The sequence below is a fragment of the Actinophytocola sp. NPDC049390 genome (assembly GCF_044466355.1).
Lineage (GTDB): Bacteria > Actinomycetota > Actinomycetes > Mycobacteriales > Pseudonocardiaceae > Actinophytocola.
Genome location: NZ_JBITMQ010000001.1, coordinates 463,771 through 488,264, shown reverse-complemented (window position 1 = coordinate 488,264; position 24,494 = coordinate 463,771). Strand labels below are relative to the sequence as shown.

General features: G+C 70.5%; 23 protein-coding genes. 13 read left to right on the top strand and 10 right to left on the bottom strand.

The features are described 5' to 3' along the window. The first annotated feature begins 104 nt into the window (after positions 1-104). A complete protein-coding gene (locus tag ACIBVP_RS02185) occupies positions 105-1,280 on the top strand; it encodes a S8 family peptidase (RefSeq protein WP_396104112.1) in 1,176 nt (391 codons plus the stop codon). Positions 1,281-1,297: 17 nt separating this feature from the next. Then, entirely contained in the window at positions 1,298-1,537 is a 240-nt protein-coding gene (locus ACIBVP_RS02180) for a hypothetical protein (protein WP_396104111.1), read from the top strand. On the opposite strand, the gene ACIBVP_RS02175 is transcribed toward ACIBVP_RS02180, so the two are convergent. Next, complete coding sequence (locus ACIBVP_RS02175) at positions 1,523-2,491, bottom strand: aldo/keto reductase (protein WP_396104110.1); 969 nt, start codon at positions 2,489-2,491, stop codon at positions 1,523-1,525. The two genes, ACIBVP_RS02180 and ACIBVP_RS02175, sit on opposite strands and share 15 nt — an antisense overlap. Before the next feature lie 87 nt (positions 2,492-2,578). Between ACIBVP_RS02175 and ACIBVP_RS02170 the strand changes: the two genes are divergently transcribed. Next, entirely contained in the window at positions 2,579-3,229 is a 651-nt protein-coding gene (locus tag ACIBVP_RS02170; protein WP_396104109.1) for a DUF427 domain-containing protein, read from the top strand. Here the strand turns inward: ACIBVP_RS02170 and hrpA are convergent. Continuing rightward, positions 3,226-7,146 (bottom strand): ATP-dependent RNA helicase HrpA, encoded by a 3,921-nt coding sequence (hrpA, locus tag ACIBVP_RS02165; protein WP_396104108.1) that lies wholly within the window; start codon positions 7,144-7,146, stop codon positions 3,226-3,228. The genes ACIBVP_RS02170 and hrpA overlap by 4 nt on opposite strands. 96 nt (positions 7,147-7,242) lie before the next feature. Between hrpA and ACIBVP_RS02160 the strand changes: the two genes are divergently transcribed. After that, complete coding sequence (locus tag ACIBVP_RS02160; protein WP_396104107.1) at positions 7,243-7,620, top strand: PPOX class F420-dependent oxidoreductase; 378 nt, start codon at positions 7,243-7,245, stop codon at positions 7,618-7,620. A 7-nt stretch (positions 7,621-7,627) separates the two neighbouring features. Here the strand turns inward: ACIBVP_RS02160 and ACIBVP_RS02155 are convergent, their stop codons facing one another. The 6 genes from ACIBVP_RS02155 to ACIBVP_RS02130 all read right to left on the bottom strand — a co-directional run bounded on the left by ACIBVP_RS02155 (position 7,628) and on the right by ACIBVP_RS02130 (position 12,259). Beyond that, entirely contained in the window at positions 7,628-8,254 is a 627-nt protein-coding gene (locus tag ACIBVP_RS02155) for an L-threonylcarbamoyladenylate synthase (protein ID WP_396104106.1), read from the bottom strand. Between the two features lie 86 nt (positions 8,255-8,340). Further along, complete coding sequence (locus tag ACIBVP_RS02150) at positions 8,341-8,724, bottom strand: DUF3037 domain-containing protein (RefSeq protein ID WP_396104105.1); 384 nt, start codon at positions 8,722-8,724, stop codon at positions 8,341-8,343. Then, entirely contained in the window at positions 8,708-9,493 is a 786-nt protein-coding gene (locus tag ACIBVP_RS02145; RefSeq protein ID WP_396104104.1) for a HipA family kinase, read from the bottom strand. The genes ACIBVP_RS02150 and ACIBVP_RS02145 overlap by 17 nt, the downstream gene beginning before the upstream one ends. 27 nt (positions 9,494-9,520) lie before the next feature. Further along, positions 9,521-10,516, bottom strand: a complete 996-nt coding sequence (locus ACIBVP_RS02140; protein ID WP_396104103.1) for a GNAT family N-acetyltransferase — start codon at positions 10,514-10,516, stop codon at positions 9,521-9,523. A 28-nt stretch (positions 10,517-10,544) separates the two neighbouring features. After that, positions 10,545-11,552 (bottom strand): GNAT family N-acetyltransferase, encoded by a 1,008-nt coding sequence (locus ACIBVP_RS02135; protein WP_396104102.1) that lies wholly within the window; start codon positions 11,550-11,552, stop codon positions 10,545-10,547. Then, the gene (locus tag ACIBVP_RS02130; RefSeq protein ID WP_396104101.1) at positions 11,549-12,259 is read right to left on the bottom strand and encodes a hypothetical protein; all 711 of its coding nucleotides are present in this window, start codon (positions 12,257-12,259) and stop codon (positions 11,549-11,551) included. Before ACIBVP_RS02130 ends, ACIBVP_RS02135 begins: the two co-directional genes overlap by 4 nt. 249 nt (positions 12,260-12,508) lie before the next feature. Between ACIBVP_RS02130 and ACIBVP_RS02125 the strand changes: the two genes are divergently transcribed. From ACIBVP_RS02125 to ACIBVP_RS02100, 6 genes are read left to right on the top strand one after another with little or no spacing between them, the layout of a single operon-like run. Continuing rightward, positions 12,509-13,468, top strand: a complete 960-nt coding sequence (locus ACIBVP_RS02125) for an NAD-dependent epimerase/dehydratase family protein (RefSeq protein WP_396104100.1) — start codon at positions 12,509-12,511, stop codon at positions 13,466-13,468. Positions 13,469-13,478: 10 nt separating this feature from the next. Continuing rightward, a complete protein-coding gene (locus ACIBVP_RS02120; protein WP_396104099.1) occupies positions 13,479-14,444 on the top strand; it encodes a glycosyltransferase family 2 protein in 966 nt (321 codons plus the stop codon). Beyond that, positions 14,441-15,637 (top strand): ATP-grasp domain-containing protein, encoded by a 1,197-nt coding sequence (locus tag ACIBVP_RS02115; protein ID WP_396104098.1) that lies wholly within the window; start codon positions 14,441-14,443, stop codon positions 15,635-15,637. The genes ACIBVP_RS02120 and ACIBVP_RS02115 overlap by 4 nt, the downstream gene beginning before the upstream one ends. Then, positions 15,634-16,878: a hypothetical protein gene (locus ACIBVP_RS02110; RefSeq protein WP_396104097.1), complete on the top strand. Its 1,245-nt coding sequence runs from the start codon at positions 15,634-15,636 to the stop codon at positions 16,876-16,878. The genes ACIBVP_RS02115 and ACIBVP_RS02110 overlap by 4 nt, the downstream gene beginning before the upstream one ends. Before the next feature lie 24 nt (positions 16,879-16,902). Then, entirely contained in the window at positions 16,903-18,690 is a 1,788-nt protein-coding gene (locus ACIBVP_RS02105) for a carbamoyltransferase (protein WP_396104096.1), read from the top strand. After that, positions 18,687-19,337, top strand: a complete 651-nt coding sequence (locus ACIBVP_RS02100) for a hypothetical protein (protein WP_396104095.1) — start codon at positions 18,687-18,689, stop codon at positions 19,335-19,337. Before ACIBVP_RS02105 ends, ACIBVP_RS02100 begins: the two co-directional genes overlap by 4 nt. A 46-nt stretch (positions 19,338-19,383) precedes the next feature. On the opposite strand, the gene ACIBVP_RS02095 is transcribed toward ACIBVP_RS02100, so the two are convergent. Continuing rightward, complete coding sequence (locus ACIBVP_RS02095) at positions 19,384-19,908, bottom strand: hypothetical protein (RefSeq protein WP_396104094.1); 525 nt, start codon at positions 19,906-19,908, stop codon at positions 19,384-19,386. Between the two features lie 255 nt (positions 19,909-20,163). Here ACIBVP_RS02095 and ACIBVP_RS02090 point away from each other — a divergent pair, with 255 nt between their 5' ends. The 3 genes from ACIBVP_RS02090 to ACIBVP_RS02080 all read left to right on the top strand — a co-directional run bounded on the left by ACIBVP_RS02090 (position 20,164) and on the right by ACIBVP_RS02080 (position 23,104). Further along, positions 20,164-21,162 carry a hypothetical protein gene (locus ACIBVP_RS02090; protein WP_396104093.1) on the top strand — a complete coding sequence of 333 codons (999 nt, stop codon included), beginning with the start codon at positions 20,164-20,166 and terminating at the stop codon, positions 21,160-21,162. Positions 21,163-21,192: 30 nt separating this feature from the next. Further along, positions 21,193-22,449 (top strand): PHB depolymerase family esterase, encoded by a 1,257-nt coding sequence (locus ACIBVP_RS02085; protein WP_396104092.1) that lies wholly within the window; start codon positions 21,193-21,195, stop codon positions 22,447-22,449. 85 nt (positions 22,450-22,534) lie between these two features. Continuing rightward, complete coding sequence (locus ACIBVP_RS02080) at positions 22,535-23,104, top strand: DUF664 domain-containing protein (protein ID WP_396104091.1); 570 nt, start codon at positions 22,535-22,537, stop codon at positions 23,102-23,104. 66 nt (positions 23,105-23,170) lie between these two features. On the opposite strand, the gene ACIBVP_RS02075 is transcribed toward ACIBVP_RS02080, so the two are convergent. Beyond that, entirely contained in the window at positions 23,171-24,478 is a 1,308-nt protein-coding gene (locus tag ACIBVP_RS02075; protein ID WP_396104090.1) for a cytochrome P450, read from the bottom strand. Positions 24,479-24,494 lie beyond the last annotated feature (16 nt).

Sequence of the window (24,494 nt, the reverse complement as noted above, 5' to 3'; positions counted from 1 at the left end):
GAACCGGACCGGACGGACGGATCATGTGACGCCCGTTACACCCCGTCATCGGCGTGCGACGTACCTAGTACGCGAGCCGAGCGAACGAGAAGAAGGTGGCGGCCATGACAACGGCTGCAGACGGGACGACGGGACGGTACCTTGTCCTGCTGGAGGACGACTGGACCGACGCGACGAGCGAGCTCAACCGGGTGGCCGGCATCCGCACCGCGGACACGGCCGACGGCGAGCCGTCCGCGCTCTGGGAGGCGGACGGTCTTCTGATGAGCGAACTGGGCGTGGCGCTGGTCAACGCCGACGAGGAGCAGGTCACCGCGCTGGCGAGGGCGGTGGACGAACCGGGCCCGATCGCGTTGATCGAACCGGAGCGCTACGTGCAGGCCATCGAACCCACCGCGCCTTCGACGGACGCGGAGGCACCCACGGTCGACGAGACGCTGTTCACCTGGGGCCTGCAGGCCACGGGCGCGCCGAACAGCACCGCCACCGGCGAGGGCATCAAGCTGGCGGTCCTGGACACCGGGTTCGACCTGAAGCACCCGGACTTCGCCGACCGGACCGTGGTGTCGGCGTCGTTCGTCCAGGGCGAGGAGGTGCAGGACGGCCACGGGCACGGCACACACTGCATCGGCACGTCGTGCGGGCCGCGCGAGCTCGACAGCGGTCCCGGCTACGGGGTGGCGTACAAATCGGACATCTACGTGGGCAAGGTGCTGAGCAACGAGGGCTCCGGCGCTGACGGCGGCATCCTGTCCGGCATCGACTGGGCCATCACCAACGGGTGCGCGGTCGTGTCGATGTCGCTCGGCGCGCCGACCGAGAAGGGCCAGGCGTTCTCCCGCACGTACGAGCGGGTCGCGACGCGGGCGCTGCAGAAGGGCACGCTGATCATCGCCGCGGCGGGCAACGAGAGCGACCGGCGGGTCGGCCGGATCAACCCCGTCGGGCACCCGGCGAACTGCCCGTCGATCATGGCGGTCAGCGCGATCGACGTGGCGCGGAAGATGGCGTGGTTCTCGTGCGGGACGGTGGACACGATCGGCGCCGTCGACCTGACCGGGCCCGGCGTCGACGTCTACTCCAGCTGGCCGGTGCCGCTGCGGTACAAGCGGATCTCCGGCACCAGCATGGCGACCCCGCACGCGGCCGGTGTCGCGGCGCTCATCGCGCAGGCCACCGGCGCACGTGGGCTGGAGCTGTGGGCGCGGCTGTCGCAGCTGTCGCGACGACTTCCTTTGCCGGGCACCGACGTTGGGGCAGGATTGGTCCAAGCGCCCTAGCACATCGAGGAGGCCTGGTGGCGGACGAGCAGGTGGTCATCTCGGTGGCCGACGACCAGGTCGACGACATGTCCACGGTGGTGGACGCCCTGCGGGCCGCGGGCCTGCGGGTGAGCGAGGTGCTCGAGAGTGCCGGCGTCGTGACCGGCACGGTCGACGGGGAGGCGCTGGCCTCCCTGTCGACCGTGCCGGGCGTCGCCGACGTGGAGCGATCGCGGGTGTACGAGGTCCCGCCGCCCGACTCACCCGTGCAGTAGCCGGTCGATCTCGGTCATCTGGTCCGGCCGCAGCGGGCCGTGGGCGAGCGCGCCCGCGTTGTCCGCCGCCTGGGTGACGTCGCGGAACCCGGGGATCGGGATGGTCCGCTCGCTGCGTGCCCACAGCCAGGCCAACGCGCCCTGCGCCAACGTGCGGCCGTCGCTGGTGAGGATGTCGCGCACGCTGTCCACGGTGGCCGCCCACTCGGCGGTCGGCACTCCGTCGGAGAAGAACCGCAGCCACTCGGGTGCGGCCGAGCGGATGTCCGCGGCGGTCGCGGGCCTGCTGCTGTCCCTTCTGCCGAGCAGGCCCATGGCGAGCGGGGTGCGGTTGACGCTCGCGAGGTCGTGCCGCGCGCACAGGTCGAGGAGCTCCGGCGCGTCGTGCAACACGCTGCACTCGTGCTGGACGGCGACGTAGCCGGGCCTGCCCGCCCAGGCCGCGGCCCGTTCGAGGTCGTCGGTGCTCCACGCGAACCCGCGGATGAGCCCGTCCTTCACCAGCTCCTCCGCCGCGTCGGCGAGCGCCTCGGCGTCGGCGACGGACGGTGACGTGTGGAGCTGGTAGAGGTCGAGGTGGTCGGTGCCGAGACGGGTGAGGGTGGCCCGGATGGCGGTACGCATGTATTCGACGGAGTTGTCGGTGCCGGTGAGCACCTTCGTGTCCTCGTCGAACACGTTCCCCCACTTGCTGGCGACGACCACCTCGTCGCGGTGCTTCCCGAGTGCCCGTCCGAGCACCCGCTCGCTGCGGCCCGCGCCGTAGACGTCGGCGGTGTCGAAGAACGTGACGCCGAGGTCCAGCGCCGTGTGCACGGCGGCAATCGACTCGTCGTCGTCGACCTCACCCCAGCCGAGTGGTTTGCCTGCCGTGTCGGAGAACGGGCCACCGATGGCCCAGCACCCGAAGCCCAGCGCGCTGACCTGGCGATCTCCCAGTCGTCGTGTGTTCATGTCTGCTCATCGTGGTACGTGGAGCGCGCTCCAGGTCCAGAGTAATTTCTGCGGAACGGAGCATGCGGAGCGAACGTTGGAGGCGGCATGCGCACAGAGGTGAGTCCGAAACGGGTCCGGGTGTACGCGGGTGGGCAGCTGGTCGCGGACAGCAAGTCACCTGTACTGGTGTGGGAGGTCCCGTACTACCCGACGTACTACCTGCCGTCGGCGGACGTGCTCGCGACCGTCACGCCGTCCGGTGACGTCGTGGCCGGTGACGTCACGATCCCGGGCGCCGCCCGCCGCGACGGCGACCTGGTGCGGCTCGAGTTCTCCGCCATGGACGAGTGGCTGGAGGAGGACGAGCCGATCTACGTGCACCCGCGCGACCCGTACAAGCGGGTCGACATCCTCGCCAGCTCACGGCACGTGGAGGTGCGGATCGACGGGGAGACGGTCGCGTCGTCGCGGCAGCCGAGGATCCTGTTCGAGACCTCCCTGCCACCGCGGTACTACCTGCCCCTGTCCGACGTCCGGATGGACCTGCTGCGCCCGTCGACGACCACGACGTCCTGCCCGTACAAGGGGACGGCGTCGTACTGGAGCGTCGGCGAGCACTCCGACGTCGTGTGGATCTACCGCACGCCGGTGCCGGAGAGCCAGAAGATCGCCGGGATGGCGTGCTTCTACAACGAGAAGGTTGACCTCGTCATCGACGGCGAACCGCAGGAACGTCCGGAGACACCCTTCAGCTAGTAGCCGAGGGCGTCGTCGATGGCGCGGTAGATGCGTTTCTCCGAGACCGGGTACGCGGTCCTGAGGGTCTGCGCGAAGTAGCTGATCCGCAGTTCCTCGATCATCCAGCGCACCTCGCGCAGCGTGGGGTCGTCGGGGCCGAGTTGCTCCCTGGCCTCCTCGTAGGCCTCCCACACGCCCTGCACCGCGTACGCCCAGTCGGCGTCACGGGCCGGGCGTTCCGGGAGCTTGTCGATGCGGCGCAGGATGCCGTTCAGGTAACGCTCCACATCGGACAGGTGGGGGTACCCGGTCGCGGTCACGAAACCGTTGAACACGAGCGCGTCGCGCTGCGCGTGCATGTCCGCCACCGACTCGGCGAACACCTTGCCCGTCATCCTGGACAGGGCGGCATCCAGCGTCGCGTTGACCGCCAGCGCGCCGCGGGTCCTGCCCAGCACGTCGTACAGCACGTCGTGCAGGTCGGCACGCACCTTGTCGCACAGCGACCGGAACGCGTCCGCTGTCCATGCCGGACCGCCCGCCCGCTCGACCAGGTGGTCGGCCGCGCAGTTGAGGCAGTCCTCCAGCAGCCCGGGCACACTGCCGTGCGGGTTCGCCGACAGGGCCAGCTTCGTCGCGTTGTCCAGCCGGCGCACGACCTGCTTCACCGGGTTCGGCACGGTCAGCAGCACGAGCTTGCGGGTGCCGCGCCACATCGCGGCCGCCTGCTCACGCTGGTTGTCGAACAGGCGTATGGCCACCGAGGCGCCCTCGTCGACCAGCGCCGGGTACGCCGTCACCTGCTGTCCGGCACGACGCAGTGACACCGACTTCGGCAGTTCCCCTGCGTCGTCACCGAAGTCCCACGACGTCAGGCCCGATCTGGTGATGCCCTCCGCGCCGGTCGCCAGCGACTCACGCACGCGGTCGGCCAGCTCCCGCTTCAGCGCGCCGAGGTCCTTGCCCTGCACGATGGGCTTGCCGTCGGACTCCTCGACCACCTGGAACGTCGTCTTCAGGTGCTGCGGCACCTGGTCGAGCTGCCACGCGTCCGGTGGCACGACGACGCCGGTGAGCTCACGCAGCACGGCACCGACGTCGTCCACGGTGGGTTCCGGGCCCAGCCGGTCCAGCACGGCGGCCACGTAGTCCGGCACCGGCACGAAGTTGCGGCGCAGCGGTTTGGGCAGTGACCGGATCAGCGCGGTCACCAGTTCGTTGCGCATGCCGGGCACCTGCCACGGCAGTCCGTCGGCGCTCACCCGGTTCAGCAGTGGCAGTGGCACCCGCACCGTCACGCCGTCGGTCGCCTCGCCCGGCTCGAACCGGTAGGTCAGGGGCAGCTTGACACCGCCCGAGCGAACGGCGTCGGGGTAGTCCTCCGGGCTGACGCCGACGTCCGGGTTCACCAGCAGGTCGCGGGTGAACGTCAGCAGGTCCGGCTTCGACTCCCTGGTCTTCTTCCACCAGGTGTCGAAGTGCCGGCCGGAGACGACGTCCTGGCCGACGCGCTCGTCGTAGAACGCGAACAACGTCTCCTCGTCGACCACGATGTCGCGGCGCCGCGCCTTGTGCTCCAGCTCCTCGACCTCGTCCAGCAGTGCGGCGTTCTGTTTGAGGAACCGGTGCCTGCTGTCCCACTCCCCCTGCACCAGCGCGTGCCGGATGAACAGCTCGCGCGCCACCGGCGGGTCGATCCGGCCGAAGTTCACCGCGCGGTCGACCACGATCGGCACGCCGAACAACGTGACCCGCTCGGACGCCATCACCGCGCCGCGCTTCTTCTCCCAGCGCGGTTCGCTGTAGGTGCGGCGCACCAGGTGCCCCGCGAGCGGCTCGATCCACTCGGGTTCGATCTTCGCGACGATCCGACCCCACAGCCTGGTCGTCTCGACCAGCTCCGCGGCCATGATCCAGCGCGGCTGCTTCTTGAACAGGGCCGAGCCGGGGAAGATGCCGAACCGCGCGTTGCGAGCCCCCAGGTAGTCGTGCTTGGACTCCTTGACGTCCTTCAGGCCGATGTGCGACAGCAGCCCGGACAACAGCGACATGTGCACCTGTTTGGCGGGGGCGGGCGCGTCGTTGGGGGTGACGTCCAGGCTCTTCGCCATCTGCTTGAGCTGCCCAGCGACGTCCTGCCACTCACGGACGCGCAGGTAGTTCAGGTACTCGGCGCGGCACAGCCTGCGGAACCGGTTGCCCGACATGTCGCGTTTCTGCTCGGTCAGGTAGTCCCAGAGTTTGAGGTAGGACATGAAGTCCGACTCCGGGTCCCGGAACCGGGCGTGCATCTGGTCGGCCTGGGACTGTTTGTCGGCCGGCCGTTCGCGGGGGTCCTGGATGGACAGCGCGGCGGCGATGACCGTGACCTCGGTGACGCACCCGTTCCTGTCGGCCTCGATGACCATGCGGGCCAGGCGCGGGTCGACCGGCAGGCGGGACAGGTTGCGCCCCAACGGGGTCAGGCGCGGCGTGGTGTCCTTCGTGGACGTCTCCAGCGCACCGAGCTCGTGCAGCAGGTTCATGCCGTCGGTGATGTGGCGGCGGTCGGGTGGCTCGACGAACGGGAACTCCGCGATGTCACCGAGGTCGGCGGCCGCCATCTGCAGGATGACCGACGCGAGGTTGGTCCGCAGGATCTCCGGGTCGGTGAACTCGGGCCGCGCGTCGAAGTCGTCCTCGGCGTAGAGGCGGATGCAGATGCCGTCCGAGGTCCGGCCGCAGCGGCCCTTGCGCTGGTTCGCGGAGGCCTGGGAGATCTTCTCGATCGGCAGCCGCTGGACCTTCAACCGGTTGCTGTACCGGGAGATCCGCGCGAAGCCGGGGTCGATGACGTACTTGATGCCGGGCACGGTCAGTGACGTTTCGGCGACGTTCGTGGCCAGCACGACGCGGCGCCCGCGATGTCGCTGGAACACCCTGCGTTGCTCGCCCGCGGACAGCCGGGCGTACAGCGGCAGGATCTCCAGCCCGGGTTTGTCCAGCGCGACCAGCGCGTCCGTGGTGTCGCGGATCTCCCGCTCGCCGGACAGGAACACGAGGACGTCGCCCGGTCCCTCGGCGGACAGCTCGTCGACCGCGTCGAGGATCGCCTGCGTCTGGTCCCGCTCCGGATCGGCGTCCGGGTCGTCGGGGTCGACGATCGGGCGATAACGCACCTCGACCGGGTACGTCCGGCCGGAGACCTCGACGATCGGGGCGGGCCCGTCGCCGGTGTCGAAGTGCCTGGCGAACCGCTCCGGGTCGATGGTGGCCGAGGTGATGATCACCTTGAGGTCGGGCCGTCGCGGCAGGAGGCGCTTGAGGTAGCCGAGGATGAAGTCGATGTTGAGGCTGCGTTCGTGCGCCTCGTCGATGATCAGCGTGTCGTACTGGCGCAGCATCCGGTCGGACTGCAGCTCGGCGAGCAGGATGCCGTCGGTCATGAGCTTGACGTGGGTCCTGTCGCTGACCTGGTCGGTGAACCGGACCTTCCAGCCGACCGCGTCGCCCAGCGGCACGTCGAGTTCGTCGGAGATCCGTTCGGCGACCGTCCGCGCGGCGATGCGGCGCGGCTGGGTGTGGCCGATCAGGCCGCGGACGCCGCGGCCCAGCTCGAGGCAGATCTTCGGCAGCTGTGTGGTCTTGCCCGAGCCGGTCTCGCCGGCCACGATCACGACCTGGTTTTCCTCGATGGCCTTGCGGATCTCGTCCCGCCGCTGGCTGATGGGCAGCTCGTTCGGGTAGGTGATCTTCGGCACGGACGCGGCGCGGGCCGCCACGCGTCGCGCGGCCTTGTCGATCTCCTCCTCGATCTCCGCGACCCGGGCGTCCCTGACGTGGGGTTGCTTGATCTTCCCGAGGCCGTCGATGCGGCGGCGCAGGCGCCGCTCGTCCCGGAGCATCAGGGCGGACAGGCGCGCGCGCAGGTCATGGGTGCGGGTGGGCGTACTCATCTCGTCTCCGAGCCTAACGGCGGATACCAGCGGGTTATTTCTCCGCTTCGTCTCCGAGCCGGGAATAGCCGCACAACGTGGCAGGTTGCTCGCTGTATGACCAAGAAGTTGAACTCTCAAGAACTTGAGCTGTTGGGCGAGGCGCAGATCGCGACCGTCGCGACCGTGATGGCCGACGGCTCGCCCCAGCTGACGCCGGTCTGGATCGACACCGACGGCGAGGCGATCCTGTTCAACACGGCCAAGGGGCGCGTGAAGCACCGCAACCTGCTGCGGAACCCGAAGGTCGCCGTGACGGTCGTCGACAAGAACGACTTCTACCGTCTCGTATCCGTGCGCGGCACCGCCGAGATCGTCGAGCACGGCGCCGACGAGCACATCGACAAGCTCGCGAAGAAGTACCTCGGCGCCGACAGCTACCCGTGGCGCAAGGAGGGCGAGCAGCGGGTGATCGTCCGCGTCATCCCTGACTGAGCCCCCGTCACGCCAGGCCGAACCGCGCCAGGTCGCCCGCGCCTTCGCGGATGACCTCGGCCTCGTCGTCGGAGTAGTCGATCACCGTGGTCGGCTCGGTGCCGCAGTCGCCCGAGTCGATCACGGCGTCGACGACGTGGTCGAGCGCCTCCTTGATCTCCCAGCCCTGGGTCATGGGCTCCTCCTCGCCGGGCATCAGCAGCGTGCTGGAGAGCAGCGGCTCCCCCAGCTCGGCGAGGATGGCCTGGGCGGCCACGTGGTCCGGGATCCGCACGCCGACCGTCTTCTTCTTGGCGTGCATCAGCCGTCGCGGCACTTCCTTCGTCGCGGGCAGGATGAACGTGTACGGCCCGGGCGTGGACGCCTTGACCGCGCGGAACACCGTGTTGCTGAGGTAGACGAACTGCCCCAGCTGCGCGAAGTCGTGGCACACGAGCGTGAAGTGGTGCCGGTCGTCGAGCTGGCGGATCGCCCGGATCCGCTCCAGCCCTTCCTTGTTGCCGAACTGGCAGCCCAGTGCGTAGCAGGAGTCGGTCGGGTACGCGATCAGCCCACCGGACCGAACGAGGTCGACGATCTGCCCCACCGATCGCCGCTGCGGGTTGTCCGGATGCACGTCGAAGTACTTCGCCACCCACGCGAGCTTAGTGGTCAGAATCGGAAGTCCTTCGGGGTCTCGAAGGACTTCCGATTCTGACCACTTGGGGCCCGCGCGATCGATCAGGCGTTCCGGTGCACGTGCACCTGCGTGGCCAGCAGCCGGTCCAGTTCCGCGGCCGGGTCCTCCGTCAGGCCGGTGTGGGCGGGCGACGTCTGCAGGATCGTGCTGCGGGGTGCGGCCAGCCAGCGGAAACGTTGACCGACGCTGCTGCCCGCCATCGGCCCGGTGCCCTCGCAGGCCTGGCACATGGACAGGAGGGCGGCGTCCAGGGTCTCCAGGTCGAGGGCCGGGTCCAGGGCACGCAGGCGATCGCGGTCGACCGCGACCCCGCAGCGCAGGAAACGGAGCGGCGCGCAGTACACGATCGCGCCGACGTTCATGAACTCGCCGCGGTCCGGGCGGGGCACGGCGCGTACGAGGACGTACTCAAACACGTGCGGCACGGGTCTCCTCCAGTGCGGCGACCCAGTTGGGTGCGTCGGCGAGGCGCGCCGCGAAGTATGCCGCATAGGCGTCGCGGACGTCCGACGGCGAGCCGAGCTCCGGGTCCAGCCACTCGTCCGGTACCAGCGCCAGCACCTCGCGCACCAACTCGCGCGTGACCTGTGGGCGCAGCTCGGCGTCGGCCTCGGCGATCGAGCCCGCCACCGGCATCATCACGTGGTCGGCGGCGTCGTAGCGGTACGTCGACGCCGGCTGCCAGCCGGGCAGCCAGCGGTGGTGGAAGATCAGCGACGCGCCGTGGTCGATCAGCCAGATCTGGCGGTGCCACAACAACATGTTGGGGTTGCGCCAGCTGCGGTCGACATTGAGGACCAGCGTGTCCAGCCACAGCAGCCGTGCCGCGAGGTCGCTGCCCGGATCGCGGACGCGTGGGTTGAAGTCGAAGGAGCCGGGCAGGTAGTCGACCCCCAGGTTCTGGCCCGGGCTCGCACGGAGCAGGTCCTGGATCTCCTCGTCCGGCTCCGCGCGGGACAGCTCCGGGTCGAGGTCCACCAGCACCAGCTCGGGCACCAGGAACCCGAGCCTGCGCGCCAGCTCGCCGACGACGATCTCCGCGGTCAGCGCCTTGAGCCCCTGACCGGCGCCGCGGAACTTGAGCACGTACATGCCGAGGTCGTCCGCCTCGACGAGCCCGGGGAGCGACCCGCCCTCCCGGAACGGCGTCACGTAGCGGGTGGCCGCCACGGTACGCAGACTTCGCTGATCCACATCCGCATCATGGCAGGTCACCCCGCCCTAACGAATCGCGGCGGCGAACTGCGGCACCAGCTCCGCGCAGAGCGAGCGCTTCAGCTCCGGCTTCCCCCGGCCGACGATCACGCCTTCCTTGCCGGTCCGCTGGGCGAACTCGACCATGAGCCGGTAGTGGTCCAGGTACAGGTTCGGGCGGTCCGGGTCGGTGGCCGGGCGTGCCGACCAGTGCCGGGTCACCGGCCAGCGCGGGTGGTCGAGCACCGAGACGAACGCCTCCAGTTCGCCGGTGTCCGCCGCGCGGTACGTACCGACGACGACGTCCGGCTGGCGCAGCAGCGCGGCGAGGTAGCCGGTGGACTGCGGGAGCGGGGCCAGCCTGCCCGCGTACTTCTTCTCGTTGTGACGCAGCACCCTGGCGACCTCCCGCGGGTCCAGATCCGCACCGGGGACCACGTCGGCGGCCAGCTTCGGGGACTCGGCGACCGCGCGGGCGATCTGGCGCATGTTGTGCCTGCGCTTGCGCTTCATCCCCCGCAGCCACTCCGTCACCGACGGCCACGCGGACGTGCGCAGCACCGCGAGGTCTTCGGTCGGACGGGACACGCAGCGGCCGATGGCCGTCAGCTCGTCGGCCGCGAGCTGGCGCAGCAGCGCCCCGCCGCAGCCGATTCCCAGCTCGCGGCGCGTGGCGGAGACGTAGTCGCGGAGGAACTCCGCGGTGGGCAGGCCGTCGGACCACCAGCCGGGGACGGAGCCGGTGCCCGGGTTGCGGACGTGCAGGCCACCGACGAAGCGCGCTCGGCGGGTGCCGACGAACCTGTTGCGGCGCACCGGCAGACCCGCCCAGTTCGCGAACACCACCCCCGAGGGGGACGCCCCGTCGCGGAGCACCGAGACGTAGACCGGGGTCCGTGACGTCCACGCCTGGGCCGCCATCACGTCCCACGCCCAGTCCGCACGCAGCGCGGCCCGCGACCGCAGCTCTCGCCAGTACGAGGGTTCCGGGTCGAAGCGCGGATCGAACAACTCCCAGGTCACGCCTTCTCCTTCGCTGCGCAAGCTCCGCTCAACGACCCACCAACGGCCCCGGGACGCCCACGACGCACATCGGGCGGGCGGCGAAACCCAGCGACTCCTTCTCCGCCGCCTTCGCCCGACCGGCGAACAACTGCTCGCGGCCGGTGGCGATCGCGTGCCGGATGGCGCGGGCGTGGCAGTCGAAGTAGAGGTGCCCCCGGTCCTCCCTGCTCGCCCAGAACTGCAGGATCGGGGTCACCGGGTGGTCGAGGTAGGTGCTGAACGCCTGCACCTGACCGTCCACATCGGCGTAGGTGAGCGTGTGGACGTCCGGTCGTCGCACCATCCGCGCCAGGTACTCCCCCGCCACCGGGGTGCGCGGGTCGAGCGGCTGCCTGCCGAACTTCGCGCGGTGCGTGCGCAGCAGCCCGGCGAGCACGGCGCCGTCCACATCGGACCGCGCCGGTCCGAAGCGGACGACCAGCGACGTGTCCGCGGCCACCAGCCGGTCCACGCGCCGGACGTTCTTGCGGCGGTTGCGGGACAGGCTCGCGAGCCACGCCTCCTCGTCCCCGAACCGGTTCTCGAGCATCGACGCCGCGGGCGTCACCGTCCGCGTGACGCGACCCCGGCCGGACATCAGCGGGGCGAGCGCCGCCGGGACGTTCCGGTAGATCAGCCCGGCGAGCACGGGACCGAGCCGCTTCCGCAGTCCCCTCTCCAGCGCACGGAGCACATCCGCGTCACCGGAGGGCACGAAGAAACCCTCTCCGCCGAGCCATGGTTGGTAGACCTGCGCGATCTTCGGGGCCACCCCGCGGATGCGTGTGGGCGCGTACTCGCTCCCCCTGCCCGGTACGCACACCATGGCCGCCAGCGCGCCGACGATCTCGTCACCCGACCGCGCGACGGCGAGCAGTGGCGGGTTGCGGGACAGCCACGCCTCGACGCCGAGCAGGTCGTATTCCCACGGCGGGTAGAGGTGGTGGCGCGCGACGAAGTCGGACCAGCCGGACGGCGCCGGGTCGTGCCGCGGGTCGTGGACGGTGACCGTCACGGCAGCACCACCGGCGTGCCGTGGCGCGGGCAGCGATCGAGCGAGCCGGGGCCCACCAGGATGTCGACCAGGGCAGGCGACCGCTGCGACAACACGGTCATCGCGATACCGGCGTCCGTCTCCCGCGCGTACACCCGCCGCCAGTCCAGATGCCACCGTCCACACTGACGCAACGAACCGAGATAACCCAGCAAAGGATCGTGGAGCAGTCCGTACGGGCCCGCGTCGAGTTCGCGCATTGTCCGTACCGGCACCGCGTCGAGGCGCACCGCGAGTTCCTCCGGTAGTTCCGCGGCGAGTTCCGCCAGTCGCTTGTCGACGCCGACGGCGATCACCGGCACGCCACGGCGCAACGCCGCGGTCAGCGCCAGCCAGGCGCTCTCGGCCGGACCGGACGGCAGGTCGAGCACGCAGCCGGTGACTCCGCGTGGCAGGTCACTCGGCGGCAACACGTCCGTTTTGTCCAGAACTGTCACGAACGCGCCACGACGCAACGGGAAGCGGACCGACAACGCGGCACCGAGACCGCGCTGCGGATCGACCGACTCCGTTCCTCCGGCCAGAGGAACCAGGTCGACCAAGCGGCGTAGCACGTCCTCCTTCTTGATCGCTCCACTGTGGATTCCGGGCCGTCCGGGCACCACGACGGGATCCGTCCGGCCGGACAGCGCCCACCGCTCGCGGTAGAGCGGCACGGACCGAAACACCGACGCAACCTTTTGCCGGTAAGCGATGCGCCACCACGGATCGACGTTCACGACCCGGGAGTGTGCCACCTGAATGTCGCTGCCGGGCGACTCTACGGCCGAACGCCCTAACCCCGAACACCTCCCGCTGATCTGAACGGACGAATTACCTAACGCTTGGTCCCTTTGCTCCGTTTCGCCTGCTAGGAACTGTGCCGCGTGCCATCACCCTCGGCACATCCACAGCGGGACGGGATCGGAGATCCATCGATGAAGGTAGGCGTCACGGGGGGTAACGGTTTCATCGGCCGTTACGTGTGCGAGGAGCTCGTCAGCAGGGGGCACGAGCCGCTCGTCTTCGACCACCATGCGAAAGCCGCAGGTCAGGAGCATGCGGTGATGCTTGGTGACATCCGCGACGCGACAGCCATGGTGGAGCTCGCCGCGCACTGCGACGGCATCATCCACCTCGCGGCGGTGCTCGGCACCCAGGAGACGATCCGCAATCCCCGGCCCGCCGCGGAAACGAATCTGAGCGGTGGCCTGAACTTTCTCGAAGCGGTCGCCCAATACGATCTTCCCGGCGTGAACATCGCCGTGGGCAATCACTGGATGAACAACAGCTATTCGATCTCCAAGTCGGCCGTGGAACGTTTTGTGCGGATGTTCAACGCCGATCGGGGAACGCGCGTCAACAATGTTCGCGTGGTGAACGCGTACGGCCCCAGACAGCTGGCCGCCGCGCCCTTCGGCTCCGGTAAGGTACGCAAGATCACGCCCGCTGTCATCTGCCGCGCGCTCGCCGGCCAGCCGGTGGAACTCTACGGCGGCGGCGTGCAGATCTCCGACATGGTCTGGGTCGGCGACGTCGCCCGCGCGCTCGTGTCCGCGCTGGAGACCGCGGCCCGCGGCGACGTGCTCGACGAGCCGGTCGAGGTCGGCCCGGTCGAGTCGACGAGCATCCGGTCGGTGGCCGAGCTGATCATCGAGCTGTGCGTCGAACGCGGCTACTCCCCCGTGCCCATCGAGGACCTGCCGATGCGGCCGGGCGAGCAGGTGGGCGCGATCGTCACGGCCGACCCGGAAACCCTGCGCGGGGTGGGTATCGACCCGGCCACGCTGGTGTCCCTCCGCGAGGGGATGGCGCGCACGGTGGACTGGTTCATCGAGCACGAGGGCATCCACTGGTCGGTCCCGGAAAGCGAGCAGCTCGTCCACACGGCCAACTAGGGCGGCACGCATGTCCGGTCCGGTCAGCGCGGGCATGACCGCGGTGGTGCCCTGTTTCAACGAGGCCGACAACGTCGAGCACGCGTACTCCGAGATCGTCACCGAGCTCGGCGACGTCGACCTCGAGGTGCTCTTCGTCGACGACGGCAGCTCCGACGACACGCTGGCGAGGATCCGCGCGCTCGCGCGGACCGACTCGCGCGTGCAGTACCTGTCGTTCACCCGCAACTTCGGCTTCGAGGCTGCGTTCTCGGCCGGCTACCGGTACGCGAGCAAGCCGTGGATCCTGCACATCGACGCGGACGTGCAGTTCCCGGTCACCGAGGCCCACAAGCTGGTCGCCGCCGCGGAAAGCGGTCAGGACGCGGTGTTCGGCGTCCGGGAGACCAGGCACGACCCGCTGGTCAGACGGGTCGGCGCGCGGTTCTACCACTTCGTGGCGCGGCGTGTCCTCGGCATCGAGATCCCGCCGGGCGCCACGACGTTCCGGCTCGTCCGGACCGAACTGGCCCGTGCGATCGTGGACCTGCGCCTCGGCACGCCGTACTTCCTCGCGACCGTGCCCCGGCTGACCAACCGGTACGCCACGGTGCCGGTCGCGCACCGGGCACGGGAACGCGGCGGGTCCAAGCTGAACCTCCGCTGGCTCGTCGGTCACGCGGTGGGGTTGTTCGTCGGGTTCTCCAACCGGATGGCGAGCGCCGCGTCGCTGCTGGCGCTGTTCGCCGCCGTGGTCGCCGGGGCAGGCGCGGTCGGCGCCGCCGCGGGTCTGTTGTGGACGGACGTGTTCGCGACCGCCGTGCTCGGCGCGCTGTTCGCGGTGCTCACCGTGCTCGCCGTGGCGGTCCGCTACCTCGTCGCCGTCGGCGCCGGGCAGGCGAGACCCGCGCTGTTCTACGTGCGGGAGTCGACCATGCCGGTCGACGAGGCGGACCGGTTGCTGACCGAACGCGCAGTCGAGGAGGTCCGGACGTGACGTCACTGGTGGTACTCGGCGCGGCCGACGGCGCGGTACCGACCTACCAGCGGGCCGCGAAGCTCGGCTACCGCACGATCTGCGTGGACATGCGGTCCGGCGCCCCCGGCGTCCCGTTCGCCGACGAGTACCTGCACATCAGCACCCGCGCGCCCGAACAGGTCGCGGCCGCGCTGGCGGACCGGCGCGACATCGTCGGTGTCCTCGCACCCGCGAGCGACATCGCGTTGCCGTCGCAGCGCTGGCTCGCCCGGCACTGGGGCCTGCCCGACCCGATCTCCGAGCAGGCCGTGCTCGCGTCGGCGGACAAGTCCGTGTTCCGGGAGGTGTGCGAGCGGCTCGGCTTCCCCGCCTACGGCGCGGTCGCCGGGTCCGTCGGGGCCGACCTGCGGGAGGCCGCGCTGCGGCTGCGGTTCCCCACGCTGGTGAAACCCGTCGACAGCACGGGCAGTCGCGGGGTCGTGCCGTGCGGCGAACCGGGTGGGCTGACGGCCGCGATCCGGGCCGCGATCGAGCACTCGCCGTCGGGGCGGGTGGTCGTCGAGGAGCACGTGACCGGCGAGCACCTGACCGTCGAGGCGGTCGTGTCCTCGGGCCGGGTGGCCTTCCACGCGGTGAGCGCGCGGACGTTGACCGCGCCGCCCTACTTCATCACCGCCGCCCAGCAGCTGCCCGCGGACCTGCCGCCGGAGACCGACCGCAGGCTCGTCACCATGCTCGACAAGCTGTGCGCCGAGCTGGGCTACGTGAGCGGGCCGCTGAACCTGGACGTGGTGCTCGCGCCGGACGGGCAGCTGTACTTCATCGAGATGGGCGCCAGGACCGGCGGCAACGGGCTCGCCGAGCTGATCGAGACCATGTGCGGCGTCGACCTGCTCTCGGCGACGATCGCGCTCGCCGTCGGCGAACCGGTCGAGCTGGCACCGAGGACACCGCGACCGGTGATGCTGCGGGTCGTCGCGGCCGACCGGCCCGGCCGCCTGGCGGCGATCCACGGGCTCTCCGAGGTCACGGCGTTGCCCGAGGTCGTCGACCTGCGGCTGTTCGCGCAGCCCGGCGACCACGTGCAGCCGTTCACGCAGGCCGCGCACAAGGTCGGCTACGTCCTGCTGTCCGCGGCGACCGCGGGGCAGCTGCGCACGGCCGCCGCGTTCGTGGACCGGACGCTGCGGCTGGAGTTGGCCGCACCATGACCGTCGCGTCCACGGCACCGCCCCGCCTGTCGGTGATGGTGCGCCTCGCGGCGGGCCGCGGGGTGTTCCGGCTGGCGAGCCAGGTGATGGCGGTGGCGCTCGCCGTGGTGTGGGGCGCCGAGACGTTCGGTGTGTTCGCGAACGCGCTGGGGCTGTGCGCGTGGCTGCTGTTCGTGCCGACCGCTGCGGAGAAGGCGGCGCTGAAAGCACTGCCACGCATGCGTTTCCTCACGGCGGACGTGGCGCGGCTGGTGGTGTGGCTCGCGACGGCGCCGGTGCTGGCGCTCCTCGCGGCGTTCACGGTCGCGCTGCTGATGGGTCCACAGGGGACGGTCACGCTGTACCTCGGCACCGCGGTCTGGTGGACGGCGACGGGGCTGCTGATGACCATGTCCGGCCTGCACCGCCTGCGCGACCGGCCCATGCGGGACGCGGCCGCGTTCGGCGCGATGACCGGCGTGGTGGTCGCGGGCACGCTGGTCACGTGGTTCGTGGGCTGGTCGCCGACCGCGCACCTCACGCTGCTGCTGGGCGGTCTGCTCGCGGTCATCGCCCACTCCCTGTACGCGCTGCCCCGCGACTGGGTGCTCGGCACCGGGAGCGGCAGAAAGCTGCTGCCCGCGCTCGGCCGCAGCACCTGGCTGCTCGGCCTGTCCGAGCTGCTCGACGTCGCCGCGCTGTCCACTGTGTACCTGGTGCTGGCGGTCACGGGCCGCACCACCGACAGCGGCCCGCTCTACCTCGCGGTGCTGGTGGCGAGCATGGCGGGCGCGCTGGTGCTGTACCAGCTGAAGCTGTACCAGCCGGCCACGTCGGCACGGCTGCGCGGCGCGGGCGGCGCGGCGGGACGGGCCCGCACGTTCCGGCTGCTGCGCGCCGCCGAACGCGGCGGGCTCGCGTTCGCGGCGGTCATGGCCGTGCTCGTCGCGTTCCCGTCCGGCCGGGACCTGCTGACCACCGAGTCCTACCTGGTGCTCGGCGCGATCCTCGCCGTCGAGGTCGCGGTGTCCTCGCTGGTCATGTACGCGAACTTCCTGCTGGAGAACACGAACAGCAGCGTGCTCACGATCACGTCGGTCGCGGCCGGGGTCGGGCTGGCCGCCACCGCGCTGATCGCGCTCGCCGTCGTGCCGTGGCTCGGCGCGGCGGGCGGCCTCGCCGCGCTCGTCATCGCCGCCGCCGTCAAGGCGAGCGCCCTGCGCGGGCTGCTGCTGCGCAGGCACCCCGAACTCCACCCGTAACACGAGAAGAACAGCGGAGCCACCATGTACGTACTCGGTATCAGCCGCCACCACGACGCCGCCGCGGCGCTGGTGCGCGACGGCGAGATCGTCGCCTTCGCCGAGCAGGAGCGGTTCAGCAGGGTCAAGCACGACGGCGGCTTCCCCACCGACGCCATCCGGTTCTGCCTGGAGCAGGGCGGCATCACGCTGTCCGACGTGGACCACGTGGCGTACTTCTGGCAGCGGTGGCGCGAGCCGTGGCACGCGGCGAAGGTGTTCGCCCGCTACTTCCCGGCCACGCTCGAGGTGTTCCGCAACGAGGGTGACCAGGGCGCGAAGGCGTCCGGACTGGTCGAGACGTTCCGCCACGGCGGCAAGGGCGTCGACAACTTCCACGTCGGCGGCGCGGTGCTCGGGCACGTCAAGCGCGGCTACACGCTGGGCCGCGACGTGCGGGAGGCGCTGGGCTTCACCGGGCCGACCAAGTACAAGGTCCACTTGATCGACCACCACCGCGCGCACGCCGCGAGCACGTTCTACATCTCGCCGTGGGACGAGGCGGCGATCCTGACGCTCGACGGCATCGGCAGCGACGGCACCAGCACGTACCTCGCCGTCGGCAAGGGCGAGAAGATCACCGGCCTGCGGCGGTTCAAGTTCCCGCACTCGCTGGGCGCCATGTACGCGGGCGTCACCAACTACCTCGGCTTCTACCCCACCATGGACGAGGGCAAGGTGATGGGCCTCGCCCCGTTCGGCAGGGACACCTACGTCGAGCGGTTCAAGGACCTCGTGCACCTGCTCCCCGACGGCCGGTACGAGCTGAACCTCGACTGGTTCCGCCACCACACGTCCGGCCGCCACCTGATGTCGAACACGTTCATCGACCTGTTCGGCCCGCCGCGCGAGCGGACCCGCGTCACCGCGGACAACCCGATCTCCCAGCACTACATGGACATCGCGTACGCGCTGCAGGTCCGGCTCGAGGAGGTCGGCCTGCACCTCGCGCGGTGGCTGCACGAGAAGACCGGGCTCACCAAGCTGTGCGTCGCCGGTGGCGTGGCGCTCAACTCGGTGATGAACGGGCGGATCTTCATGGAGACGCCGTTCGAGGACTTCTTCGCCCAGCCCGCGGCCGCCGACGACGGCTCGTCGCTGGGTGCCGCGCTCGCGGTGACGGTCGGCAAGTACGGCAGGCCGCGGCCGACCGAGGGCTTCATCTACACCGGCCCGGAATTCACCGAGGAGCGGATGGAGCAGGCGCTCAGGGACGCGGGCGTGGAGTACCGGCGGGTGGACGACATCGCGGCGTGGACCGCGACCCGCGTCGCCGACGGGCTCATCGTCGGGTGGTTCCAGGGCCGCATGGAGTGCGGGCCGCGTGCGCTCGGCAACCGGACGCTGCTCGCCGACCCGCGCGACCCCGAGTCGAAGACGCGGATGAACGAGAAGGTCAAGCACCGTGAGGCGTTCCGGCCGTTCGCCCCGTCGTGCCTGGCGGAGAAGGCGGGCGAGTACTTCGCGAGCGGCTACCCGTCGGCGGTGATGCTGCTGGTGTTCGACGTGCTCGAGGACAAGCGCGACGTGGTGCCCGCGATCACCCACGTGGACGGCACGGCACGGGTGCAGACCGTGAGCCGCGACGACAACCCCCTCTACTGGGACATGATCTCGCACTTCGAGAAGCTCACCGGCGTGCCGATGGTGCTGAACACGTCGTTCAACGACAACAACGAGCCGATCGTGTGCACGCCGGAGGACGCGATCGCGTGCTTCCGCAAGACCGACGTCGACGGTCTCGCGCTCGGCCCGTTCTGGGTGGAGAAGTGACGGCCGCGCTCTACTCGGCACGCCGCTGGCTGTGGCTCGCGGCCGCGGTGCCGGCGGCCGTGCTCGCCGGGCTGATCATGGTGGTGCTGCCGCCGGACCAGACGCTCGACAACCTGGCGGAGTGGCTGTTCAAGCTGAGCCCGTTCCTGTTCGCGGTGGCCGCGGTCGCGGTGTTCCCGCGCGGGCGGTTCGGGCCCGCGCTGGTGGTCGTCGGCGTGCTCGCCTACATGGGATACCTGGACACCGCGCTGATCCTGCGGATCCTGGAGTACCGCGCCGAGGGCGAGTTCGCGGTGGTGTACCAGTTCCAGCTGTTCGTGGTCACCTACATCGTCCTGTTCGGACTGCTCGCGTACCGGCTCGGCGGCGCGCGCACGGCGACCGTGGTCAAGGTCGGCGTCGCCGCGGTGCTGGTCGTGATCTCGGGGTTGAACGACCTCGGGTTCTGGGTGCTGAACGACTGGGGCGCCGAAGGCGCTCCGTCCACCTTGGACTGGGCGTCGCACATCATCGTGTTCACGGGCGGGCCGCCGAGCGTGCCGGTCGCGATCGTGTTCCTGGCGGTGCACCTGGTGCTCGCGGCCGCCGTGGTGGCGGCCCCGGTCGAACGGTGGGTCGACAGGAGGCTGGCTCGGTCGGAGCCCTGAAAGACGCTGCGGGGCGCCTTTCAGGGCATCCGGGTCGAGAACCGTGTCACCTGGCTCCCACGGGCACCGGCGCGCACCGCCCGACGCCGTGGCGTTCGATGACGTCGCGGCCGTGGGTGGCCGTGAGGAACTCCCGGCCCCGGTCCTCCGCGATGGCACGCAGGTCCGGGAGCAGGGGGTTGTCGACCACGACCGTGCGGTTCGAACGGAACTCGTAGGCACGGATGGGAGTGGTGAGGCTGAGGTTCACCACCGTGTGCGGCCAGCCCCTCTGGATGGGGAGCACGTCACCGCGGTGTTGCAGTGCCTCGAACTCCAGGTTCTCGCCGAACAACGTCAGCGCGCCCTCGTCACCGCATTCGTAGACGAGCACGATCACGTCCGTCTCCACGTGCCGGTGTGGGTTCGCGATGAACCCGCCCGGTACGTCGAGACCACCGGCGCACACCTCGATACCTGGTGCGTTGCCGTTCTCACGACCGTCGACCAACGGCCGGATCCGGTGTCCCTGCGGGGTGAGCACCGGGTCGATCGACTCGAAGGGGATGGCGGTGGGAGGCTTCGTCATCATGGGCATTCCTCTCCGTCGGGGGGCGCCCCGGTGAGCAGAGCTTGGAGCTCCTGTCCAGTCTTGGGAAGAGAATGTGATGTGACCAAGTAGACATGTCCGCGGAACTTCACGAACGGCGACAAATGCCGGCGGAATGCATTTCGCGCTGATATTTCCGAGGTGGCGGGGCGACTGCCAGGAATCACTCCGGAGGTGGAGCAGACCGCTACTCCGGAGGGAAGTGCGCGGCCCGCCGCGGCCGGAACAGTCACGGCTATGGACCTCGTACGGACCGCGGCGGTCGCCGCGACCCTCACCACCGCCGCGCTCGGCGTCACGTGGCTCGCGACCGGCGCGGGCAACCCGCTCGACCACCCCGGACGCCCGTTCAGCTCCGCGCTGGCCGCCTACCCGGACGGCTCCGCGAACGGGATCTTCCTCGGCTGCGCGCTCGTCGCGCTGGCCGCCGCGCTGTGGCCGCGGCGTGTCCCCGCGTGGGCGGCGGCGACCGCGATCGTCGCCCTGCTCTGCCTCATGGACGCGTCGACCCTGATGGCGGTCGGCTACCTGCCCGCGGTGCTCGTCGGCTCGCTCCTCGGGCTGGGCGAGGCGAAGCTGTCGCTCCTTTTGTCGGCCGGCCTGCTGGTCCAGGTGCTGCTGCTCGCTACGGTGGCCGCGTTCGGCGCGCTCCTCGCCCGGCGGGTGACCGTGGCCGACGATCTCGAGCGCGCGACGGCCAGGACCCGGCGGTGGACGCGGATCGCCATCGAGGCACCGCTCGTGTACGCACTCACCCGCGTGCTGATGTTCCTGTGCGTCCCCGGCTTCGACATGTTCCCGTTCGGTTCCGCGATTCTCTGGGCGGGCCTCGGGCTCGCGGTGTCGGCGAGCCTCGGCGCGTGGCTGACGTGCGGCCTCGTCCGGCCGTGGGGTGAGGTGTTCCCGCGCTGGCTGCCGTGGCTGCGAGGCAGGCGGGTGCCGATCCGGCTGGCCGTCGTGCCGGGGCTGCTGGTGGCGGTGATGGTGGCGACCGCGTCGAAGGACCTCTTCATGGCACTGGGCGACGACGACCTGTCCGTGATCACCGAGTGGCCGCTCGTCGCGCTGCCCGGCTTCCTGTGGCCGCTCTGGGCATTCGCGCTCGCCACGGCGACCGCGAACTACGGAATTCGGCGCGCGCTCGCGGAAGCGAAAATTTCGCAACAGCACGACGCGGCAAAAATGGTGTACCTTCCGAACACGGGCACACAATCTCCGAAAATTTCCGGAAATTGAGACAATCCTTTCGTTCTCCGAGGAGTTCCCGTGAGAAGGATCCTGAGCAGGCTCGGAGTCGCCCTGCTGCTGGCGGTGGCGCTGCTGGGCGCACCGGCGCACGCGTCGGCGGCGAGCCTGGTCGAAGTCACGAACTTCGGCACCAACCCGAGCAACCTGCGGATGCACCTCTACGTGCCCGACGACATCGGCACCCGGCCCGCCGTCGTGGTCGCGGTCCACTACTGCACCGGCTCCGGTCCCGCTTTTCACAGTGGCACCGAGTTCGCGCGGCTCGCGGACCAGCACAAGTTCATCGTGATCTACCCGTCGGCGACCCGCAGCGGTCAGTGCTTCGACGTGTGGAGCCAGGAAGCGCTGCGCAGAGGCGGCGGCAGCGACCCGGTCGGCATCGTGTCGATGGTGACCCACGTCCAGCAGCGGTACGGCAGCGACCCGGCGCGCGTCTTCGTGACCGGCGCGTCGTCCGGGGCGATGATGACGAACGTCCTGCTCGGCGACTACCCCGACGTGTTCAGTGCGGGCGCGGCGTTCATGGGTGTGCCGTTCGGGTGCTTCGCCACCACACCGCCGAACACGTGGAACAGCGAGTGCGCCAACGGCCGGATCACCAGGACCGCGCAGCAGTGGGGCGACCTGGTCCGCGGCGCCCACCCCGGCTACGCCGGCACGCGGCCACGCATGCAGATCTGGCACGGCACCGAGGACTCGACACTGCGCTACCCGAACTTCGGCGAACAGGTCAAACAGTGGACCAACGTGCTCGGCGTGAGCCAGACCCCGGCGTACACCGACAGCCCGCAGGCAGGCTGGACCCGCACCCGGTACGGCGGCACGGGCACGACGGCGCCGGTCGAGGCGATCAGCCTGCAGGGCGCCGGGCACAACCTGCCGATGAACGGGATGGCCGCGATGGCGCTCGCGTTCTTCGGCATCACCGGTGGCAGCACCGAACCGCCACCGCCGCCCGGGCCGTGCCGCGTGGACTACGCGGTGAACGCGTGGAACACCGGCCTGACCGCGGCGATCACCGTCACGAACACCGGCACCGCGCCGGTCGACAACTGGTCGCTGGCGTTCACGCTGCCTGGCGGGCAGACCATCACGTCCGGCTGGAACGCGACGTTCAGCCCGGCGAGCGGCCAGGTCACGGCGCGGCCGATGAGCTACAACTCGACGATCGCCCCGTCGGCGTCGGTGGGCATCGGCCTGCAGGCCACGCACACCGGCAACACCGGCGAGCCGACGTCGTTCACCCTCAACGGGAACCCGTGCACGGTCACGTGACCCTGCCGCCCGCGCCCTCGGGCGCGGGCGGTCCGTCCCGTCCTCGGTCGGCGTCGTCGCACCTCGAAGGCCTACTGTGTCCGCCATGAACGACACACCGTGGGAGCCGCCGCTCGCCGGCACCGAGGCCGAGCACCTGCTCGGCGCGCTGGACCGCCTGCGCGCGACGTTCCGCTGGAAGGCCGATGGCCTGGACGCGGCCGGTCTCGCCGCGCGCGTCGGCGCCTCCAGCCTCACCCTCGGCGGGTTGCTGAAGCACCTGGCCGTGGTCGAGGACTACATGTTCACCTGGAAGATGTCGGGTGGGCCGCACGCGGGCCCGTGGGCACCGTGGGAGGAGTGGCAGGACCAGGACTGGCCGTTCACGTCGGCGGCCGAGGACTCACCGGAGCAGCTGTACGCGTACTGGGACGAGGCGGTCGAACGGTCCCGCGCGAAGCTCGCCACCGCCCTGGCCGCCGGTGGGCTGGACCAGCAGGTGCACACCCACGACGACGACGGCAACCACGCCAGCCTGCGGCGGCTGGTGTGCGACCTGATCGAGGAGTACGGGCGGCACACCGGCCACGCGGACCTGATCCGGGAGGCCGTGGACGGCCGGACCGGCGAGGACCCACCGGCAGGCTGGCAACCCGACCACCGGCCCATGCCCTGAAAGACGCTGTCGGGACACCGAACGTCACGAATCCACCGATGATCAAGCTCGGCCACGAGAGGCGCGTCAGCGAGGGGTGGCGACGATGCGGGCGCCGCGGCTCGGGATCAGCGTGATGTTGCGTGGCTTGGCGAACTCCGGGGCCTCGCGGGCCGGGCGGATGTCGTAGCGGCTCAGGGCCGCGCGCAGCGTGGCCGCCATCTCCTTCAGGGAGAACCCGGCTCCGAGACAGCGCCGGACGCCGCCGCCGAACGGGATCCACGTGCCCAACGGCAACGGCTTGCCCAGGAAGCGTTCCGGCCGGAACTCCCCCGGTGCGTCGTGGAAGGCCGGGTCCTCGTGGGCGAGTGTGGTGTTGGCCGCGACGATCGTGCCCGCCGGGAGCCGGTAGCCCGCGATGTGCGTCGGTTCGGTGAGGACACGTGGCACGTTCTGGATGATCGGGTGGCGCCGCAGCGCCTCCTTCGCGACCGCCTCGAGGTAGTCCCCGTCGTCGGCGTCCGCCGCGGCCTGGGCCCTGCGCAGCACGTCCGGGTCGCGGGACAGGTCGTGGAACGACCAGGCGAGGGCGGTGGCCGTCGTCTCGTGACCGGCCAGCAGCAGCGTGATCATCTGGTCGCGCAGCTCCGCGTCGGTCAGGTCCGTGCCCGGCACGCTCAGCAGCCGGGACAGCACGTCACCCCGGGACGCCACGTCCGGAGCGGCCCGCCGCTCGGCGATCTCCGCGTACAGCAGCCGGTCCACCTCGCGCAGGTTGCCGGCGCCGCTCCGCCACGGCGGCAGGGTCGCGAGCGCCGGGTAGCTCCACCCGAGCGCCGTGATCGGCCCGATGTTCGTCAACGTCCGGATCCGCGGCCGCAACGCCGTGAGCCGAGGCCCGTCGGACATGCCGAACACCACCCGCAGGATGATCTCCAGCGTCACGTCGTTCATGGCCTCGTGCACGCCGAACGGACGCCCGAGCGGCCAGGAGTCGACGTTGCGGACGGCCAGTTCGGTCATCATGGCGCCGTAGCCGCGCAACGCGGCGCCGTTGAACGCGGGCATCAGCAGCTTGCGGACCCGCAGGTGCTCGTCCTCGTCGGTGATCATCACCGAGTGCGGGCCCATCACCGGCCGGAGGATCTCGTTGCCCTCACCGGCGTGGAAGACCGCGGGCGTGCCGGCGAACACCTCGCGGATGTGCTCGGGACGGCACACGGTGACCACCGTCTTCCCGCCGAGCAGCCGCAGCGTGAACACGTCCCCGTGACGACGCCGGAAACGGCGCAGCAGATGCGGCCGGACCGTCATGAACAACGCGGTCTGGAGCGGCGCCGGCATCCGTGAGCCGGGCGGAAGTGCGATGACCTGCGTCGACTCGAGCGTCGCCATATCCGAGTTATACGGT